The organism is Nocardioides sp. URHA0032, from assembly GCF_000620645.1.
Lineage (GTDB): Bacteria > Actinomycetota > Actinomycetes > Propionibacteriales > Nocardioidaceae > Nocardioides.
This window is the reverse complement of sequence record NZ_JIAV01000020.1, coordinates 220,924-234,432: the sequence shown is the minus strand read 5'-3', so window position 1 is coordinate 234,432 and position 13,509 is coordinate 220,924. Positions and strand designations below refer to the sequence as shown.

General features: G+C 73.4%; 16 protein-coding genes. 6 read left to right on the top strand and 10 right to left on the bottom strand.

Annotated elements, in window-relative coordinates; all coding sequences use genetic code 11:
- Positions 1–5: 5 nt before the first annotated feature.
- Both N538_RS0111590 and N538_RS27405 read right to left on the bottom strand, forming a co-directional pair.
- Positions 6–659 (bottom strand): response regulator, encoded by a 654-nt coding sequence (locus N538_RS0111590; RefSeq protein ID WP_028637449.1) that lies wholly within the window; start codon positions 657–659, stop codon positions 6–8.
- Positions 656–1,771 carry a sensor histidine kinase gene (locus N538_RS27405; RefSeq protein ID WP_051549203.1) on the bottom strand — a complete coding sequence of 372 codons (1,116 nt, stop codon included), beginning with the start codon at positions 1,769–1,771 and terminating at the stop codon, positions 656–658. The genes N538_RS0111590 and N538_RS27405 overlap by 4 nt, the downstream gene beginning before the upstream one ends.
- A 147-nt stretch (positions 1,772–1,918) precedes the next feature.
- Between N538_RS27405 and N538_RS0111580 the strand changes: the two genes are divergently transcribed.
- A complete protein-coding gene (locus tag N538_RS0111580) occupies positions 1,919–2,593 on the top strand; it encodes a hypothetical protein (RefSeq protein ID WP_028637448.1) in 675 nt (224 codons plus the stop codon).
- On the opposite strand, the gene hflX is transcribed toward N538_RS0111580, so the two are convergent.
- Positions 2,590–4,080: a GTPase HflX gene (gene hflX, locus N538_RS0111575; protein WP_028637447.1), complete on the bottom strand. Its 1,491-nt coding sequence runs from the start codon at positions 4,078–4,080 to the stop codon at positions 2,590–2,592. The genes N538_RS0111580 and hflX overlap by 4 nt on opposite strands.
- Positions 4,081–4,184: 104 nt before the next feature.
- Here hflX and N538_RS0111570 point away from each other — a divergent pair, with 104 nt between their 5' ends.
- From N538_RS0111570 to N538_RS0111555, 4 genes are read left to right on the top strand one after another with little or no spacing between them, the layout of a single operon-like run.
- Positions 4,185–4,685 (top strand): SigE family RNA polymerase sigma factor, encoded by a 501-nt coding sequence (locus tag N538_RS0111570; protein WP_036570186.1) that lies wholly within the window; start codon positions 4,185–4,187, stop codon positions 4,683–4,685.
- Positions 4,682–5,194, top strand: a complete 513-nt coding sequence (locus N538_RS0111565; RefSeq protein WP_028637445.1) for a hypothetical protein — start codon at positions 4,682–4,684, stop codon at positions 5,192–5,194. The genes N538_RS0111570 and N538_RS0111565 overlap by 4 nt, the downstream gene beginning before the upstream one ends.
- Complete coding sequence (locus N538_RS0111560) at positions 5,152–5,865, top strand: hypothetical protein (protein WP_028637444.1); 714 nt, start codon at positions 5,152–5,154, stop codon at positions 5,863–5,865. Before N538_RS0111565 ends, N538_RS0111560 begins: the two co-directional genes overlap by 43 nt.
- Positions 5,862–6,419 (top strand): nucleoside/nucleotide kinase family protein, encoded by a 558-nt coding sequence (locus tag N538_RS0111555; protein WP_028637443.1) that lies wholly within the window; start codon positions 5,862–5,864, stop codon positions 6,417–6,419. The genes N538_RS0111560 and N538_RS0111555 overlap by 4 nt, the downstream gene beginning before the upstream one ends.
- On the opposite strand, the gene N538_RS0111550 is transcribed toward N538_RS0111555, so the two are convergent.
- Positions 6,416–7,225, bottom strand: a complete 810-nt coding sequence (locus N538_RS0111550) for a helix-turn-helix domain-containing protein (RefSeq protein ID WP_028637442.1) — start codon at positions 7,223–7,225, stop codon at positions 6,416–6,418. The genes N538_RS0111555 and N538_RS0111550 overlap by 4 nt on opposite strands.
- Before the next feature lie 51 nt (positions 7,226–7,276).
- On the opposite strand from N538_RS0111550, the gene N538_RS0111545 reads away from it, so the two are divergent.
- A complete protein-coding gene (locus N538_RS0111545) occupies positions 7,277–7,798 on the top strand; it encodes a maleylpyruvate isomerase family mycothiol-dependent enzyme (protein WP_028637441.1) in 522 nt (173 codons plus the stop codon).
- Positions 7,799–7,863: 65 nt separating this feature from the next.
- On the opposite strand, the gene N538_RS0111540 is transcribed toward N538_RS0111545, so the two are convergent.
- From N538_RS0111540 to N538_RS25000, 6 genes are all read right to left on the bottom strand, one after another.
- Positions 7,864–8,640: an SDR family NAD(P)-dependent oxidoreductase gene (locus tag N538_RS0111540; protein ID WP_028637440.1), complete on the bottom strand. Its 777-nt coding sequence runs from the start codon at positions 8,638–8,640 to the stop codon at positions 7,864–7,866.
- A 148-nt stretch (positions 8,641–8,788) separates the two neighbouring features.
- Complete coding sequence (gene dapF, locus N538_RS0111535; RefSeq protein WP_028637439.1) at positions 8,789–9,595, bottom strand: diaminopimelate epimerase; 807 nt, start codon at positions 9,593–9,595, stop codon at positions 8,789–8,791.
- On the bottom strand, positions 9,588–10,229 hold the full coding sequence (locus N538_RS0111530; RefSeq protein WP_028637438.1) for a pyridoxamine 5'-phosphate oxidase family protein: 642 nt from the start codon (positions 10,227–10,229) through the stop codon (positions 9,588–9,590). The genes dapF and N538_RS0111530 overlap by 8 nt, the downstream gene beginning before the upstream one ends.
- A gap of 37 nt (positions 10,230–10,266) precedes the next feature.
- Positions 10,267–12,066, bottom strand: a complete 1,800-nt coding sequence (gene ggt, locus N538_RS0111525; RefSeq protein WP_028637437.1) for a gamma-glutamyltransferase — start codon at positions 12,064–12,066, stop codon at positions 10,267–10,269.
- A 16-nt stretch (positions 12,067–12,082) separates the two neighbouring features.
- Positions 12,083–12,607, bottom strand: a complete 525-nt coding sequence (locus tag N538_RS0111520; RefSeq protein ID WP_028637436.1) for a dihydrofolate reductase family protein — start codon at positions 12,605–12,607, stop codon at positions 12,083–12,085.
- Positions 12,604–13,509, bottom strand: a complete 906-nt coding sequence (locus tag N538_RS25000; RefSeq protein WP_036570184.1) for a helix-turn-helix transcriptional regulator — start codon at positions 13,507–13,509, stop codon at positions 12,604–12,606. Before N538_RS25000 ends, N538_RS0111520 begins: the two co-directional genes overlap by 4 nt.

The following is a 13,509-nucleotide window of genomic DNA, read 5'->3' as shown; positions in this document are numbered from 1 at the left end:
CCGGGCTAGGCGAGGCCCGGGCGGACCAGTCCGCTCTCGTACGCCGCGACCACGGCCTGCACCCGCGACCCGGCGCCGAGCTTGGCGAGCACCCGGTTCACGTGCGTCTTGACCGTGGCGACCGCGACGACGAGCTCGGCGGCGATGTCGTCGTTCGACAGGCCGCGCGCCATCAGCACCAGCACCTCGCGCTCGCGGTCGGTGAGCCCGGCGAGCGGGGCGGGTGACTCGGCAGCCGGCGGCCGGCGCAGGTACTCCTCGATGAGCCGCCGCGTGAGCTGCGGCGCGAGCAGTGCCTCGCCAGCGCACACGGTGTGGATGCCCTGGACGAGCCGGTCCGGCGGGGTCGCCTTGAGCAGGAAGCCGGACGCGCCGGCGCTCAGCGCCTCGTACACGTAGCGGTCGAGGTCGTACGTCGTCAGCACGATCACCCGGCTCGGAGACCCGGTCGCACAGAGCTCGCGCGTCGCCGCGATCCCGTCGAGCACGGGCATCCGGATGTCCATGAGCACCACGTCGGGCAGCGTGCGGCGTACCGCCTCGACCGCGGAGCGTCCGTCACCGACCGCGGCGACGACCTCGCAACCCCGCGCCTCGAGCAGGACCTGGAGCCCGGACCTGACGAGCTCCTGGTCGTCGGCGAGGACGACCCGGGTCACCACACGGGCTCCGGGACGAGCGGGAGCCGGACGTCGACGACGAATCCCTCGGCGGTCACGCCGCTGATCAGCGTGCCGCGGAGCATCGCCACCCTCTCCCCCATGCCGCGCAGCCCCAGACCGCTGCCCGGCTCGTCGTCCGCGGCGACCTGGTTGACACAGCGCACGCGGAGCTGCCCACGCTCGACTCCCACGCCGAGCCGGACCGTGCCCCGACCGTGCCGGGCCGCGTTGGTCAGGGCCTCCTGGACGATGCGGTACGCCGAGAGGTCGACGCCGTCGGGGAGCGAGTCCGGCGGCTCCAGCTCGGCGTCCACCTGCAGCCCCGCGGCGCGGAACGACTCCACCAGCGCCGGGAGGTCGCGGACGCCCGGCGGTGGGTGCAGGCCGAGCTCGTCAACGTCGTCGGCGTCGTCGCGGACCAGATGCAGCAGCCGCCCGGTCTCGTCGAGCGCCCTGCGGCCGCACGCCGTCACTGACCGGAGCAGCCCGGCGGCGCGTTCCGGGTCGGTGCGCACCAGGTCCTCGGCCGCGGCCGCCTGGACGACCATGGCGCTGATCGAGTGGGCGATCACGTCGTGCAGCTCGCGGGCGATCCGATCCCGCTCGTCGCGCACCGCGAGCTCCGTGAGCACCGCCTGCTGCTCGCGCAGCTGCTGGGCCTGGTCCGCCAGCCGCCGGGTGATCCGGCCGACGACGTACGGCGGCAGCACCAGGGCCGCGACGAACACGACGTCGGTGATGTCGTGGCCGCGCGGGTCCACCAGGTAGTCGGCCAGCAGCACGGCGAGGATCACGCCGATGCCGAGCAGCCCACGCAGGCCTGGGATCCAGCGCGCGAACGAGTAGCCGCACACGGCGATGAACAGGATCGGGGCGGCCACGTCCTCGAGCTCCGGTCCGACCCAGGGCATCGCGAGCACGATCACCGCGGCGGTCGTCCCGACGACCAGCGGCGCGTGGCGACGGGCGACCAGCACGGCCGCGGCCAGCCCCTCGAGCAGGAGCCCGACCCCCCAGCCGTCCGGCTGCGCGAGCACCAGCTCGACGCCCCCGACCAGCAGGAGCATCGCAGGGACGAGGACGTCCGCGAGGCGCAGGCGCACAGCCACGGACCGAGCGTAAGGCCGGCGCGGCCGTGGGACGTCCACCCTGGGGTGGACACCCGGTTCGGCACCGGGGTTGACGACCGGGCAGCGCGACCTACCTAGCGTCGTCAGCGAGGGCGCCGCCCGGGCGCCGGACGACAGGAGGACACGATGCTCGGGTCGATCGAGAGCCAGCGCCGGATCGGGCGCGTGGCGTGGTGGATGGCATGGTTCGGGCTGGTGCTGGGGCAGCTGCACGCGATGGCGCGCCACCAGACCGCGGACGGCAAGGAGGACCTCGAGTCCGGGCTCGTGCGGGCCTGGTCGGATCCCGCCCGCGAGATCTTCGCGCCCCTGCTGGGCTGGGCGTCGCCCGACACGGTCTACCTGACGTACGGGAAGCTCTGGCTGCCGGTGTTCGTCGCGTTCACCCTCTGCGCGTTCGTCGTACGCCGCCGGCGCCGGCCGGTCGGCGTCGAGAAGTGGGCCTGGCGGCTCACGCTCACGGCGTACGTCGGGGCCTGCGTCTCGGTCGCGCTCGAGTACTGGACCCAGTGGACCGCGGTCGACGACGCGCTCATGGATCCGATCTTCCTGGCGTCACTCCCGTTCGTGCTGCTGACCATGGTCGGCTCGACGTTCCTGGGGATCGTCCTGCTCCGCCGGGGCGTGGGCCTGCCCGCCGCGCTGCTGACGCTGGCCGTCCCCGGGATGATCCTGATCCCGATGGTGACGTCGATGGGCAGCGTGGTGCTGCCGATCGCCTTCGCGTTCGGCATCCTGGGCCGACGGATCGCCGGCGCCGAGGAGGTGGCCGCCCGGGGCGAGGTCCCGGCGGCTGCCTAGCCCAGCGCGTAGGCGGCGAGCTCGCCGGCGAGGTCCTCGTTCGCGCGGCCGACGACGACGGTGCCCTCGCCGGTGTGCTCCATCGAGGCGATCTCGCCGTGCTGGTGCAGGCGGTTGATCAGGTCGCCGCGCTCGTAGGGCACCAGCGCCTTGAACTCCACGTCGGGCCGGGGCAGCTCGCCCTCGATGACCCGCAGGGCCTCGGCGATGCCCTCGCCGGTCTTCGCCGAGACGACGACCGAGTGCGGCTCGCGCTGGCGGAGCCGGGCCAGGACCATCGGGTCGGCGGCGTCGGCCTTGTTGATCACGACCAGCTCGGGGACGTCTCCCGCGCCGATCTCGGCGAACACCTCGCGGACCGCGACGAGCTGGCCCTCCGGGTCGGGGTGCGACCCGTCGACGACGTGCAGGACCAGGTCGGAGTCGGCGACCTCCTCCAGCGTGGAGCGGAACGCCTCCACGAGCTGGTGCGGGAGGTGCCGGACGAAGCCGACGGTGTCGCTCATCGTGTACACCCGGCCGTCGGCGGTGGTCGTACGCCGCGTGGTCGGGTCGAGGGTCGCGAACAGCGCGTCCTCGACGAGCACGCCGGCGTCGGTGAGCCGGTTCAGGAGCGAGGACTTGCCGGCGTTCGTGTAGCCGGCGATGGACACGCTGGGGATGTGGTGGCGCCGGCGCTCCTGGCGCTTGGTGTCGCGGGTCCCCTTCATCTCGCGCAGCTCGCGGCGGAGCTTCACGATCCGGGTGTTGATCCGGCGCCGGTCGGTCTCGATCTTGGTCTCACCGGGTCCACGGCCACCGATGCCGGCACCGCCGGCGACCCGGCCACCGGCCTGCCGGGAGAGGTTGCCACCCCAGCCGCGGAGCCGCTGCTTCATGTAGTTGAGCTGGGCCAGCTCGGTCTGGGCCTGGGCCTCGCCGGACTTCGCGTGCTGGGCGAAGATGTCCAGGATCAGCGCGGTCCGGTCGACGACCTTGACCTTGAGCCGGTCCTCGAGGTTCCTCAGCTGGCTGGGCGCGAGCTCCCCGTCGCAGATCACGGTGTCGGCGCCGGACGCGGCCACGATCTCGGCGATGCCCTCGACCTTGCCCCGGCCGACGTACGTCGCGGGGTCGGGCGACTGGCGCCGCTGGTAGATGGCGTCGAGCACCTCGGAGCCGGCGGTCTCGGCGAGCAGCGCGAGCTCGGCCATGGAGTTCTCGGCGTCCTCGACCGTGCCCTCGGTCCACACCCCGACGAGCACGACGCGCTCCAGGCGGAGCTGGCGGTACTCGACCTCGGTGATGTCCTCGAGCTCGGTGCGCAGGCTCGCGACGCGGCGCAGCTGGTGGCGCTCGGCGAGGTCCATCTCGCCGGTGGTGACGTCCTCGGGATCCGGCTCGTCCGGCCAGGAGTCGGACAGGTCCGTCTCGAGCTCCTCGGAGTCCCAGTCGTCGGTCGCCTCGAGCTCGTCGTCGAGGTTGAAGTCAGGCTCAGCGTTCGTCATATGTCCACAAGAGTACGTTCGGGCCCCACGCCGTGGCCAAACGGTTTGCGCACCGCGTCAACCCTCTGCCGGGTCCCGCGCGTTCCAGTGGTGAGGAGGTGGCCGTGCGCGAGACGGACCGCGAGTCGTTCGAATCCTGGGCCCGGGTGTCGCAGCAGCGCCTCCTGCGCGCGGCGTACCTCCTCACGGGCGACCTGTACCTCGCCGAGGACCTCCTCCAGGAGGCGCTCGTGAAGGCCGCCCTGCGCTGGGACACCCTCGGTGGTCAGCAGCCGGAGGCCTGGGTGCGGCGGGTGATGTACCGCGACCACGTCTCGTGGTGGCGGCGACATCGGCGCGAACGACGGGTCGCGGAGGTGCCGGACCAGCGCGGGACGGCAGGACCCGGAGAGGCGGCGGCGATGCTGCGCGACGCCTTGGGCGTGCTCACCCCGCGGCAGCGAGCCGTCGTGCTGCTCCGGTACGTCGACGACCTGACCGCCACCCAGACCGCCGACGTGCTCGGGGTGACCGTCGGCACCGTCAAGAAGCTCGGCTCGGTGGCGCTGGCTCGGCTGCGTGCCGACGCCCCCGGGCTCGCCGACCTCGCGGAGGACCGCTCATGAGGCTGACCGAGATCGCCGAGACCATGGAGCTGCCGGAGACCCGCGTGGCCGACGCCGCCTGGGACCGGGCGCGGGCGCGGGTACGCCGGGGCCGCACCGCGGCCGCCGTCGCGACGGTGACCGCGGCCCTGATCGTGGTCGCAGCGGTCCCGCTGGTCGGGGACCGGCACCAGACCTCGACGCCTCCGCCGGTGACCACACCGACCCGGTCGCCCGAGGCCGTGGCCGACGCCACCGTGCCCCGATCCCTGATCAGTCCCCGCTGGACGTCCGCGGACTACACCGCAGCCGCCGCCGGCGCGCCGCGGCTGGCGATCACCGCCCCGGTGCCGCTGTCCGAGGATCCCGTCGGCCGCGCGGTGCTCGCCGTGGTCCCGAGCTCGGCGGGTCCGGGAGATGCCCGGTGGACCACCATCGACGTGCTCGGCGACGACGGCCGCTGGCGCTCGCTGGACTCGAGGGCCTGGTGCCGACCCACGATGTCGGCGGGTACCAGTGGTACCCGCTGACGCCGACCAGCCTGAGCGCCGACGGCGCCGAGCTCGCGCTCGCCCAGCCTGGCGCCGTGGTGGTGGTCGAGCTGACCACCGGGCGGTCGCACCGGTACGACGTGCCGGGGCTGAACAAGGCGACCTCGTGGGCCGGCGACGACCACGTGCTGGTGACGGTCGAGGAGCGGGAGACGATGCGGGAGCTCGACCTGGACACGGGGTCCCTGGTGGACACCGACCTCGAGCAGTCCACACGGGTGCTGCCCGACGGCACCGCGGTGACCTGGGGTCTCGACGGACTGGCGGGGACGCCCGCCGTCGGAGGCGACTCCGGAGCCCAGCGGACCGTCCCCCTGGTCGGCGACGGGGCCATCGTCCAGCTGGCCGGCTTCAACCATCACGTCGGCAGCACGACCTACATGGGCAGGACGGCTGTCGCCGCCGTCGACCGGCACTCCGGCGAGCTCCTCGGTGTGCGGATGAGCCCGGTCGACGGCGTCGACTTCTCCCAGCTGCTGGCCGTGGACGACCACTCGGCGTTGATCAGCCTGGTCCCGCCCGACTCGACCGACCATCTGCTGATCCGCTGGGACTGGGCGGCGCGCACCACCGAGGTCCTCGCGGTGCTGCCGGCCCAGATGGCGAGCTACGCCGGGACGGTCGACGAGGCTGCCACCATGGTGCGGTGACCCCGCACGTCCCGCCCGGCATCCGCCTGCTCGGCATCACCGGGGCGCCCGGTGTCGGGAAGTCGACGGTCGCCACGTCCCTCGGGCTGCCGGTGGTGCCGATGGACGGCTTCCACTACGCCGACGTCGAGCTGGTCCGCCGCGGGCTCCGGGACCGCAAGGGCGCGCCGGAGACCTTCGACGCTCCCGGGTACGCCGCGCTGCTGCGGCGGGTGCGCGCGGGCGAGGAGGACGTCGTCGCTCCGGTGTTCGAGCGCGACCTCGAGCAGCCGCTGGCCGGTGCGACCTGGGTGCCGCCGGCCGGCACCGTGGTGACCGAGGGGAACTACCTGCTGCTCGACGAGCCGCGCTGGCGCGCGGTGCGCGAGGCCATCGACGTCGTGTGGCACCTGGTCACCGATGACGCGCTGCGCGTCGAACGGCTGATCGCGCGGCACGTCGAGTTCGGCAAGGCGCCGGACGAGGCCCGCGCCTGGGTGGCCCGGGTCGACGAGGCCAACGCGCGGCTCGTCGAGGCGGCCCGTGACCGTGCCGACCTGGTCGTGGAGGTCTAACGCGGCTCCGCCGCGAACGCGCCCGGGGTGAGGCCGGTGACCGCGCGGAAGTCGCGGCCGAAGTGCGCCTGGTCGGCGTACCCGAGGTCGGCGGCGACGCGGGCCAGGTCCGGTCGCTCGTCGCGCGCGAGCCGCTCGGCGGCCTCGTGGAGGCGGCGGCGCTGGATCAGCCACTTCGGGCTCAGGCCGATCCGGCGCGCGGTCAGCCGCTGCAGGGTGCGCTCGGTGATCGCGAACTTCTCGCAGACCTGACCGACGCGCTGCACGTCCGGGTCGCCCTCGACGTACTCGACGATCGCGTTGACCAGCAGCCCCTCCTCGTCGACGGGGAGCAGTGCCCGGAGCGTCGTCTCGACGGCGGCGACGCCGGCCTGCTGGCGCTCTGGGTCCTCCGGGTCGTCCCCGACAGCGTCGCGGATCCGGCAGGCGAGGTCCTCGTCGGGCAGCGGGACCGCCTGGTCGGTCAGTCGCTCGACGGGCCCGCTGGCCAGCGCGAGTCCGGCCGCGGGCTGGAGCATGGTGCCCAGCGCCCAGCCCGTGCCGCTCAGCTCCTGCGTCGACAGGCCGCTGCTCGGCCCGACGAGCAGGGCGTACTCGGGCGACACGACGACCAGGCAGACGGGGTACTGCAGCACCCGCTGCGTGGACGTGACCCCCTCGGGCAGCGACCAGACCGGCATCCAGTAGCGCCGGACCAGCGGCGCGAGGTCCGGTGACGGGGCGAACCGGTGGATCGGCGGCGTGTAGCCGCTCGCGTCCAGCAGGTGCGCGCGCTCCCTGGGGTCGATCCGGCGGTTCCCGCTCATGTGTCGGATTCTTTCAAGAGCCGGCGACAGCGTCGTCGCGATGCTGGTGGCATGAACTTCTTCCTCCGGGCCGCAGACCGCTTCTCCGCCACCGTCGACGCCACCACCGACTGGTCGGCCACCAGCCCGTGCGAGGGCTGGACCGCCGCGGACGTCGTCGACCACGTGGTGGACACCGAGCGCGACTACCTGTCGCGGATGGACGTCGCGGTCGGCGGACGCCCCTCCGGCTCACCTGCCGACGTGTGGGCCGCGCACCAGGCCGCCGTACGGCCCCTGGTCACCGACGAGCTCCGCGCGCGGGAGTACGACGGCTTCTTCGGCCGCACCACGATCGGCGCCACCCTGGACCACTTCTACGGCTTCGACCTGGTCGTGCACGGCTGGGACCTCGGCGCGGCCAACGGCCGGCCGACGACGTTCACCGACGCGGAGATGGACACCATCGAGGTGGCGTTCGAGGGCTTCGGCGACCACGCCTACGACGACGGCGTCTTCAGGCGGCCCGTCCAGGTGCCGGCGGACGCCGACCGGCAGACGAGGCTCCTGGCCCGGACGGGCCGGCGAGCCTGAGCCGGCGCGGGTCGTCCGCCTGAGGGCGGCGTATTCACGCGCGAGAGGCGGACGACCCGAACGCGCTACTTGGGGGGCATCCGGATACCGCCGTCCACGCGGACGACCTCGCCGTTCATGTAGCTGTTGGTGATGCACTCGACGACCATGCTGGCGAGCTCGTCGGGGACGCCGAGGCGCTTGGGGAACAGCACGCTCTCGCCGAGCTTGGCCTTGAACGCCTCGGCCGCCTCGCCCTCGCCGTAGATCGGGGTGTCGATCAGGCCCGGGGCGACGGTGTTGAGGCGGATGCCGGAGGCGGCGAGGTCGCGGGCGACCGGGAGGGTCATGCCGACGACGCCGCCCTTGGAGGCGGAGTACGACGCCTGGCCGATCTGGCCGTCGAACGCCGCCACGCTCGCGAGGTTGACGATCGCGCCGCGGCACCCGTCCGCGTCGGGCTCGTTGCGGCTCATCGCGGTCGCGGCGAGGCGGGTCATGTCGAAGGTGCCGATCAGGTTGATGGCGATCACCCGCGAGAACGCCGCGAGGTCGTGGGCGGAGTCGAACTCGCCGTCCCGGCCGATGGTGCGCTGCGCCCAGCCGATCCCGGCCGAGTTCACGCACGCCCGCAGGGGTGCGATCGCGGCGGCGGCCTCGACCGCGGCCTTGATCTGGTCGGTGTCGGTGACGTCGACCTGGGCGAAGACGCCGCCGATCTCCTCGGCGAGCGCCTCGCCCTTGTCGGCCTGCAGGTCGGCGACCACGACGACCGCACCCTTCGCGGCGAGCTGGCGGGCGGCCGCCGCGCCGATGCCCGACGCGCCGCCCGTGACGATGGCACTGGCTCCGTTGATGTCCATGCTGCGGAGGATAACCATGCTCACAGCAGCACTGTCGCGGTCGGTCACGATCTGCGGGTGCTTGTCGTGGGAAACCCGACGGACACGCCGGTGGGCCGCGGCGTGTCGCGCGGGTTTCTCCGGTCAGCCGGTGAAACCCGACGTGTCGTCAGAGCGAGGTGGTGCCCCGCGCGACGATGAGGGCGCGGCCCGTGAGCAGCACCCGGTCGTCGTCGGTCCAGGTGACGGTGAGGGTGCCGCCGGGGACGTCCACGCGGTAGGCGCCGGAGCGCTCGGCGCCGTCGGCGACGGCCGCGGCCACCATGACCGCACACGCGCCGGTGCCGCAGGACCGGGTCTCGCCGGAGCCGCGCTCGTGCACGCGCATCGCGAGGTGCCGGGCTCCCCGGCGTACGACGAACTCGACGTTGACGCCCCGGGGGTACGTCGCGGGGTCGTGCTCGGGCGCCTCCAGCAGCGGGCCGGCGTCCGCGAGGTCGTCGACGAACGCGACGGCGTGCGGGTTGCCCATGTCGACGTGCCGCGCGACCCAGGCCCGGCCGGCCACGCCGACCTTGGTCTCCCCGAGCACCTGCGGGGTGCCCATGTCGGCGGTGATCAGGTCGCCGTCGACCGTGAGGACCTTGACGCCGTCGCGGGTGTCGACGGGGATCGGCCGCGCCGGGTCGGCCAGGCCCGCGTCGACGAGGTAGCGCGCGAAGACGCGGATGCCGTTGCCGCACATCTCCGACAGCGAGCCGTCGGCGTTGCGGTAGTCCATGAACCAGCCGTCGCCCTGGCGCAGCACGCGCAGCACGCCGTCGCCGCCGATGCCGGCCCGGCGGTCGCAGAGCGCCCGCACCCGCTCCGCCAGCTGCTCCGGCGACAGGTCGCCGTGGACCGTGCCGTCGAGGTCGGGCAGCAGCACGAAGTCGTTCTCGGTGCCGTGCCCCAACAGGTACTCGTAGTCAGGCATACATGCCCTTCTCGTAGTTCTCGGGCCTGTAGTACTCGTCGAGCTGCTCCAGGGTCATGCCGCTCGGCTCGACGTCACGCGCGATCACCGCGCGACGCGGGACGACGCCGTTCGGGTCCCAGGTCTCCGGCTTCCACAGGCCGGACCGGAGGAAGGCCTTCGCGCAGTGGAAGAAGACCTCCTCGATGTCCACGACGACGGCGAGGACCGGCCGGTGTCCCTTGACGACCATCTCGTCGAAGAACGGCGCGTCGCCGACCAGCCGGGCGCGGCCGTTGACGCGCAGGGTGTCGCCGCGGCCGGGGATGAAGAAGTCCAGGCCGACGTACGGGTTGTCCAGGATGTTCCGGTAGCCGTCCGCCCGCCTGTTGCCGGGCCGCTCGGCGAGCGCGATCGTGGTGTCGTCGACGACGTGCACGAGCGAGCCGGCGGGGTCACCCTTCGGGGAGGCGTCGCAGCGGCCGTCGGCGGACGCGGTGGCGAGCACGCAGAACGGCGTGGCCGCGAGCCAGGCCCGGTCGACGTCGAGCAGCGCGGTGCGGCCCTTGTCGCGGGCACGGGCGTTCGGCTCGCCCAGCAGGTCGACGAGCTCCTCGACGGTGGTGAGCTCGGTCCAGGCGGCGGCGGTCGTCACCCCACCACGGTACCGGCGGCCGCAGCCCCGCCTGCGCTCAACGCTGCGGTGTGACGACGGTCGCAGCGCCACCCCCGCGCCGCCGCGGCTCGGCGGCGACCGTCAGCAGCCCGCCGGGACCGAACTCGATGCCGGTCGCGGCACCGATCTCGGTCGTCCCGGTGAAGATGTCCTGGTACTTCTCGACGTGGTGGCCCAGCCTCTTCAGGGCGTGGCCGTACCGCCGCAGGAACGCCGGCTCGGCGAGGTCGTCCTCCGTGTTGCGCTGGGTCGCGCGCGGGGCGGCGATCGCCTGCGGCAGGGTCATGCCGAGGTCGAGCCGGTTCACCAGGATCTGCAGCACCGTCGTGATGATCGTCGAGCCGCCGGGCGAGCCGACCGCGAGCAGCGGCCTGCCGTTCCGGTGCAGCGCGAGGGTCGGCGACATCGAGCTGCGCGGGCGCTTGCCGGGCTCGATCCGGTTCGGGTCGGCGTCGTCGTAGACGGCCGTGAAGTCCGTGAGCTCGTTGTTGAGCAGGAAGCCGCGTCCGGGCACCACGATCCCCGAGCCGCCGGTCTGCTCGATGGTGAGCGTGTACTCGACGACGTTGCCCCACCGGTCGGCGACCGTGAGGTTCGTGGTCTCGACGTTCTCGGTGTCCCCGGCGGACGTCGCGGTCCCGCGGCCGGCGCCGCAGCGGCCGTCGTACGACGAGGCGTCGCCCGCCTCGACCGGCGTCGGGAACGCCCGGCCGACCCTGATCCGGCAGGCGCGCTCGTCGGCGTACTTCTGCGAGAGCAGGTCCTTCAGCGGTACGTCGACCTGGGCCGGGTCGCCGACGTACGCGCTCCGGTCGGCGAACGCCAGCGCGCTGGCCTCGAGGTAGAGGTGCAGCGCGCGGGCCCTGGTCATCGACCCGAGCGGGTAGCGGTCGAGGATGTTGAGCGCCTCCCCGACCGTCGAGCCGCCGGACGAGGACGGCGCCATGCCGTAGACGTGGAGGCCGCGGTACCCGACCCGGGTCGGCGCCCGGTCGACCGGCCGGTAGCCGGTGATGTCGCTGCGTCGCATCAAGCCCCTCGGGACCGGCAGCGTCGTGTCCTTCGTCGTCGGCGGCCTGCGAACCGCGTGCACGACCTCGCTCGTCAGCCGCCCGTCGTACAGCGCGCGCGTGCCGCGGTGGGCGATCAGGTCGTAGGTGCGCGCCAGGTCGGGGTTGCGGAACGTCGAGCCGACCCGCGGCGCCCGGCCGTGCGGCAGGTAGAGCCTCCTCGTCGGCACGAAGGCATCGAACCGGCGCCGGTTCTGGACCACCTGGTCATGGAAGGTCGGATCCACGCGGAAGCCCCGGCGGGCCAGTGCCTCCGCGGGGGCGAGGGAGCGGGCGAGCGAGCGGGTGCCCCACTCCCTCAGCGCGCGCTGCCAGGTCGCGAGCGAGCCGGGCACGCCGACGGAGACGCCGCTGGTGACGCGGGCGGGCGAGAAGCCGTACGGCTTGCCGGTCTTCGGGTCGATGAACGCGTCGTGCGGCATCGCGGCCGGCGCGGTCTCGCGGCCGTCGATGGTGTGGACCTCGCGGGTCTTCGCGTCGTAGTACACGAAGTAGCCGCCTCCGCCGATGCCGCTGCTGAACGGCTCGGTGACGCCGAGGGCGGCGGCGGTCGCGACCGCGGCGTCGACGGCGTTGCCGCCGGCCTTCAGCACCTCGAGGCCGATCGCGGAGGCATCGGGGTCGACGGAGGTGACGGCGCCGCCGTACCCGCGGGCGGTCGGGTGCTTGGGCGGCGTCGCCTGCGCGGGCGCGGCGAGGGCGGTGGCAAGGAGGGCGAGCGGTACGACGATCCCGAGACGGCGCATACCGCCCGGTGCCCGGTCAGCCCGGCCTGGAAACGGTGTACCGCGCGCACAGGAACTCGCGGTTCCGGGCGTGCTCCTCGAGCCGCATCTCGACCCTCCGCGTGAGCAGGGGCGCGCCGCCGCCGAGCGTCAGGGGCGCGTACTGCACCCACACCTCGTCGAGCAGGCCCGCGTCGGAGAACTGCCCCACCAGGTCACCACCGCCGATGAGCCACACGTCCTTGCCTGCCGCTGCCTCGACCATGGCGGCGTGCACGGTGCGCACGTCCTCCGCCGTGAAGGTGACCCCCTCCTGCGGTGGGAGCTCGCGGTGCGTGAAGACCCAGGCGGGCAGGGTGAAGTCCCAGCCGTTCGGGTCGTTGTCGAGGATCCACCGGTACGTCGTGGCGCCGAGGGCACAGGCGCCGACGGTCGCCCGGAACTCGCCGTAGTTCATCGGCCCGTGCTCGTCGATGTCGCGGCTCAGCAGCCAACCGAGGGAGTTGTCCGGGTCGGCGATGAAGCCGTCGAGCGAGCTCGCCGTGTAGTAGACGGTCTTCACTCCGCACCTCCCCGCCGCCGCAGCCAGTTGATCGGGTCGCCCTCGTCGACCTCGACGCCGAGCTCGGCGAGCATCGCGCGGGCGCCGAGCCGGCGGTGGGCGGAATAGGTGAGGACGTGGGCGACGATGCTCCCGAGCACGAAGCTCTCCGGCGGCTCGCAGAGCGCGTCGACGACCCGGTCGTCCCAGGCATCGCGCCGGTCGACGTCGCGGACCATCTCCAGCCAGCGCGGCGCGACCTCGTCGTGCCGGGCGATCAGGGCCCCGGGGTCGTCCGGGCGCTCCGGCGGGAACTCCTCGCCGAGGATGGCCGCCAGCCACACCTCCAGGGTGCTGACCTGCCGCTCGAGGACGCGCGCGAGCGTCGTCTCGTCGCCCTCCCAGGAGAGCACCGGGCGCACCTGGCGTCGGTACGCCTCGTCGGGCAGCTGCTTGGCCAGGTCCAGCAGCGCCCGGGTGTCGTCGAGGTCGTGGTGGACCATCAGGTCCATCGGCTGGCTCATGGTGCGCTCCCCGGAGTGGACCCACAGCGAGGTGGGCGGGTGGAAGTGGATGCCGTTCGGTGCGGGCAGCCAGTGGCTGCCTGCTCGCGGCTGCGTCCGTTGCTGGCTGGGCACGTGTCGGTAGGCGCGGGCGAACGCGCGGCTGAACCCCTCGACGGAGTCGTAGCCGGCGGCGAACGCCGCGTCGGTGACGCTCTCGCCGTGGCTCAGCTGCCAGGCGGCGCGCTCGAGCATCACCCGCCGCCGCATCGCGACCGGCGGCTCCCCGGTCTCGCGGGAGAGCCGGCGGGTGAAGTGGAACGGCGAGGTGTACGCGCCACCGGCCATGTCGTCGAGGCTGCGGTGCTCCTCCTCGAGCACCGCGTCGAGCAGCTCGCGGAGTCGGTCGCGTCCGGTCAT